This is a genomic window from Clostridium cuniculi (genome assembly GCF_004353185.1).
Classification (GTDB): Bacteria; Bacillota; Clostridia; order Clostridiales; family Clostridiaceae; genus Clostridium; species Clostridium cuniculi.
This window is the reverse complement of record NZ_SMUS01000078.1, coordinates 1-3,944: the sequence shown is the minus strand read 5'-3', so window position 1 is coordinate 3,944 and position 3,944 is coordinate 1. Positions and strand designations below refer to the sequence as shown.

The window sequence follows — 3,944 nt, the reverse complement described above, 5'->3', positions numbered from 1 at the left end:
TTTTTACAATAGTAAAAGACTGCATTCAGCTCTTGATTATAATACTCCTAATGAGGTAGAATTTAAGGCTTTGAATGCAGCTTAAGTAAGTTCGAATTTTTGTGTCCAAGATATTGACACAAATCCAACCGTTTCATAGGCGTGAAAATATGTCTGCTGTACGACGGCTTTTTTCTTTTGCCGTCGTGCGGCAGATTATTGCTTATGGAATTGTTTTTCTATCACATTACTGTTATAAGTACAACAAGTATACCAAGCACAATTCGATACCAACCAAACACCTTAAAATCATGTTTTTTGATAAAGTTCATTAGGAATTTAATTACTAAGACAGATACCGCAAATGCCACAGCCATACCGAGAACAAGAGCGAGCAGTTCTGCACTTGTAAATTCAAACCCGAATTTTAACAGCTTAAAAGCACTTGCTCCAAGCATAGTAGGTACTGCGAGGAAAAAAGTAAACTCTGCTGCTGCCACTCGTGAAACTCCTATGAGTAAAGCACCTATAATCGTTGCTCCCGACCGTGATGTGCCGGGTATAAGTGATAACACTTGAAATGCCCCTATCAAGATTGCTGTTTTATAGCTGATGTCAGAAAGTGCCATAGTAGTAGGAGTACGCTTTTTATTCCAATTTTCTATGAGAATGAATAACAAACCATAAAAGATTAACATGATTGAAATCACAATGGGGGTTTGGAGGTAAGCATCCAAATAATCATCAAATAGAATCCCCATAATAGCTGACGGTACACAAGCTACCGCAACCTTGAACCACAACGAGAAAGTATCCTTTTTAACAATTGACTGTGCTTTGTTCTTAAATTGAAAGGGAAACATCTTGTTCCAAAACATTACAACCACTGCGAGTATAGCTCCAAGTTGAATAACAACAAAAAACATTTCTTTAAATGCTTCGCTCATATTAAGTGTGATAAATTCGTCCACAAGAATCATATGTCCTGTGCTGCTGATAGGTAGCCACTCAGTAATACCCTCAACAATTCCAAGAAAAATAACTTTTAAAATTTCTATAAAATCAAGTACCATTATTTCAAATCCTCCTTTTTAAAATGATGAAAGGTCATAAGAAAACCAACTGCTGATACAAGAATAATAATAGATACAGACAGCAGTGTAGGATAGCCGGTACTCTGAAGTTTACCCTGCACCAAGAAATAGGTGGCTGTCCACGGATACAACGCTCCCCATTCTTGATTTGAAAGTGCGGCACTTCCCATGACAATCACGGCAGAGCCAATCATCGGGGCGACAAATCCTTTTGTTTTCATAGCAACAAACACAAAAGGAGAAACTGTTAAAAACATCAGGATACTGCCAAACAAAAACTTGGGGAGCCATACTATTGCCACTAGTAAGCTATATCCCTCCAATGTAAAGACAGCGTCATATAGCCCACAAACGATAAATATACCTGCCCATGTTACAAGGGTTAGCATAACAATCCAAAGAAGCAGGGTGCAAAATTTTCCAATTAATAGTTTTGTCCTTGAAATGGGTATGGGCAATATGGTTTTGAGGGTGCTTTCTGTGTACTCTCTGCTAAACAAGTAAGCTGCAATTGCCACATATATCATCATGTTTACCAGCAGCATGATATACAGTACACTGTCGCTGTATATGTCAGACAAGGTAAAGATAATCTCCGGCTTATCAAAATGTGTTTGCAAGGCTTCTATTAACATCAAAAGTGGGGTAGATAATACCCCTGCCACACTAATTAGCACCATTTTTGAACGCTTTAGTTTTAATAATTCACAAGAAATAAGATTAAGCAATACCGCCACCTCCAATCAGTTTAGAAAAGTAGTCCTCTAAGTTTTCCTCACTATCATTTATCCTTGTCACGAGCAGTCCATTTCGTGCAAATTCTCGATTGATTTCTCCAACACTTTGGCTAAAGTCATAAATTCTCACCGTACCGTCCTGCACTGTAAAATCCGTCATGTGGTAGTGGTTTTCTAAAATCTTTCCGGCTATCTCACTGTCAGATAAATCAAATTGAATGTATTTTCGATTCCTTTTGTGAAGCTCGGATATATTCACTTCCTCTACTAAATGCCCCTCGTGCATAACGCCGATAATATCTGCTATCTGTTCAATCTCGCTTAAAACATGGCTTGAGATAAAAATGGTAATGCCATGATTGTGACTAAGTTCAGATAAAAATGAGCGTATTTCAACTATTCCAATGGGGTCAAGTCCGTTAATCGGTTCGTCAAGTATTAAAAGCTCCGGCTCGTGCATAATGGCGGCGGCAATACCAAGCCGTTGCTTCATTCCGAGGGAATAATCGGAAAAGACTTTTCTTTTCTCCTTATGCAGCCCCACAACTTCAAGAGCTTTTTCTACTCCACTTTTAGATACTCCCCCTCGCAGTTTAGCGAGAATTTGCAAATTCTCATACCCTGTTAAATTACTGTAAAATCCCGGTGTTTCGATAATAGAGCCTACTTTGCTATAAAGGGTATGGATATTTTCCTTATAGTTTGTGCCAAACAAGCGTACCGTTCCCTCCGTTGGGAAAGCAAGCTGCAACATCATTTTCATTGCTGTGGTTTTGCCTGCTCCGTTTCTGCCGAGCAAACCATAAATTTTGCCCTTTGGCACATGAAGATTTACCTTATCGACAACGGTGGCTGTTCCGTATCGCTTCGTAAGATTTTCTGTTTCAATGATATAATCCATATTTGATTCTCCTTTCCGTGGGTTGCTGTTCTTGTTTTCGCTGACCACAATCTTATTATCCACGAGTATTGCATAGAAGCCAAGAAATCTACCGTCACAATGCCGACACAATAGATGTCAGCACGAAAAAAGCTCCGACACTTATCGTGTCAGAGCCTATTTTAAAGGGTTTATGGCATTTTACTTTGTTTGGGTTTGCTTTATCCAGACAAATATTTTAGCAACAAATAGCAGAAACATAAGGGCGGTTACATAGGGTTGTCTTGCCGCAGCGAAGAAGCAGATAAAAAGCGTACTCAGCACGAGAGAGCATTTTGTGATTATGTTGCTCCATGATTCCTTTTCAAAACAAACACACATCAGTTTCGCTATCCCAAGTGCAATCAAAACAATAAAAACAATCCAATAGATTGCAAGATATATTGGGGTAGTGTCTGTAAATGAAAGTAGATTGACAGAATAAATATATCCGTCAACAAGGTTACCATACAACGGCAAAAGTATAAAAGTAACCGCCATCATATCTAATATTCCATAAATGAAACTGTAAATTTTTTTCAAGTTGGAACGATTTTCAGTTTCGGCAAGTGTAATCAGTTCTTCGCCCGATAGCAGTTCATCTATGGTCACAGAAAAGAATTTAGAAATACACTTGAGCGACTCAATATTAGGGTAACCCTTGCCGCTTTCCCATTTTGAAATGGCTGTTCTTGATACATATAATTGCTCCGCAAGTTGTTCCTGCGTTAAGTTCTTTCCAGTCCTAAGCTGTTGTAGCTTTTCATTAAATTCCATGATTCTCCTCCTGTTTGTTCCTTGTTTTCATACGTCCATCAACGGGTTTTTCTGCATCTTTTGGTATCATCCATGCACGACCAAATTTTTCAGTTCCGTCAATGCGATTTTCCTCACATAATTTTTGTATCCGTCTTTCCGATATGCCCCATTTTTCAGAAGCGGCTTTCACAGAAATGTAATCCATAATATCAACTTCCTTTCGCAAAGAGTATATAATTATTATATACGGAATGACGAATAATAGCAAGTTTCTCTCCACTAATACGAAATTATACACTACTAAACATAAAATCATACTTCGTTCAAATTGGTGTTAGTATAAAATAGTGGACACATTTTATCGAACTAGATAAAATAATATTTAGTTAGAGAAAGGAAGTGTTTCTACTATGGGTAGAGGTAAAAAATATACAGAAGATTATAAAGAAATGATAT

General features: G+C 37.9%; 5 protein-coding genes. All 5 read right to left on the bottom strand.

Annotated features, from left to right (window positions below; translation table 11 throughout):
• Positions 1-221 precede the first annotated feature (221 nt).
• The 5 genes from bcrD to EJJ37_RS21155 all read right to left on the bottom strand — a co-directional run bounded on the left by bcrD (position 222) and on the right by EJJ37_RS21155 (position 3,693).
• Positions 222-1,052 (bottom strand): bacitracin resistance undecaprenyl-diphosphatase BcrD, encoded by an 831-nt coding sequence (bcrD, locus tag EJJ37_RS19445; protein ID WP_018368564.1) that lies wholly within the window; start codon positions 1,050-1,052, stop codon positions 222-224.
• Positions 1,052-1,801, bottom strand: a complete 750-nt coding sequence (locus EJJ37_RS19440) for an ABC transporter permease (RefSeq protein ID WP_018368563.1) — start codon at positions 1,799-1,801, stop codon at positions 1,052-1,054. Before EJJ37_RS19440 ends, bcrD begins: the two co-directional genes overlap by 1 nt.
• A complete protein-coding gene (gene bcrA / locus EJJ37_RS19435) occupies positions 1,794-2,711 on the bottom strand; it encodes a bacitracin ABC transporter ATP-binding protein BcrA (RefSeq protein ID WP_002576324.1) in 918 nt (305 codons plus the stop codon). Before bcrA ends, EJJ37_RS19440 begins: the two co-directional genes overlap by 8 nt.
• Before the next feature lie 180 nt (positions 2,712-2,891).
• A complete protein-coding gene (gene bcrR, locus EJJ37_RS19430) occupies positions 2,892-3,506 on the bottom strand; it encodes a bacitracin resistance transcriptional activator BcrR (RefSeq protein ID WP_002576325.1) in 615 nt (204 codons plus the stop codon).
• Complete coding sequence (locus EJJ37_RS21155) at positions 3,496-3,693, bottom strand: helix-turn-helix domain-containing protein (protein ID WP_000384569.1); 198 nt, start codon at positions 3,691-3,693, stop codon at positions 3,496-3,498. Before EJJ37_RS21155 ends, bcrR begins: the two co-directional genes overlap by 11 nt.
• Positions 3,694-3,944: the final 251 nt, after the last annotated feature.